1 pseudogene is annotated in these 895 nt (G+C 65.3%); it reads right to left on the bottom strand.

The window, feature by feature from the left end:
* Positions 1-895: pseudogene (locus HKD24_RS15120) on the bottom strand (Tn3 family transposase); the annotation flags it as partial.

Here is an 895-nt window from a genome sequence, read left to right as displayed (position 1 = left end):
CGCAGCCTGCCCAAGCTGAGCTGCACGTCTTCCAGCGCGTCCGTCTCCGCCTTTCGCTCGACCTCGGCCAATCGACGGGCGAGGCGGGCGCGTCGTTCGGCCAGCCAGATATCGGCCGTATCCGGTGCCGGTATCGGCAAGGGGCCGGCCGCGCGCATGTTGGCGAATACGGGGGCAGGAATGAGTTGCTGCTCGACAGCACGATAGCGTCGGCTTCCCTCGACCCACATGTCGCCGGCGCGAAGCCGGTCGCGAAGCTCGACCAGCACGCACAATTCATAGATCCTGCGATCGGGAATGCCGGTGCCGATCGCCCGACGCCAAGCTTGCCGGATGAAGCCGACTGGCGTGCCTGCAGGCAATTTGCGCAGATGACCAAAATGAAGGTCGCGCATGATCGCGACCGCTCGCGCGAGCGCATGGCAGGCTGGCACCGCCCCGAATGTGAACGAGGCGATGAACGAGGGACCGACCTGTCGGAGGACGGGGTAATTGGTCGCGGCGACCGCGACGGGATCGACCGAATCGGGGCGGATCAGCTTGCGGGCTTCATCGACCTCGCGGCCGAGATCATTCCATCCGATCGCTGCCTCGACCGCAGCGCCGATATCGCCACCTGATATCTTGGCGGCGAGCAAGGCAGCGCCGAGTTGGGCAAGCAGCCGGATTTTGCCGTTGATGGTGCGCCGGTTGCGCTTGAGTGTCGTGTCCGCGCTGTTCTGTTCGCGCCGGAACATCTGCCCAAGCAGGCGATCGAACATCAGCACCGCATCGTCGGTGAGGGTAACGATGGTTTCGAGGATGGTCGCCACCAATGTGGCGCGACGCCGCGTCGCTTGCAGCGTCCGAACATGTTGCGCGGTCAGCCGCACGCCTTCCTGGCACAGGCGTCGGA

This window comes from Gluconobacter vitians (assembly GCF_015244565.1).
Lineage (GTDB): Bacteria > Pseudomonadota > Alphaproteobacteria > Acetobacterales > Acetobacteraceae > Gluconobacter > Gluconobacter vitians.
This window is presented reverse-complemented; position numbering and strand designations above follow the sequence as displayed.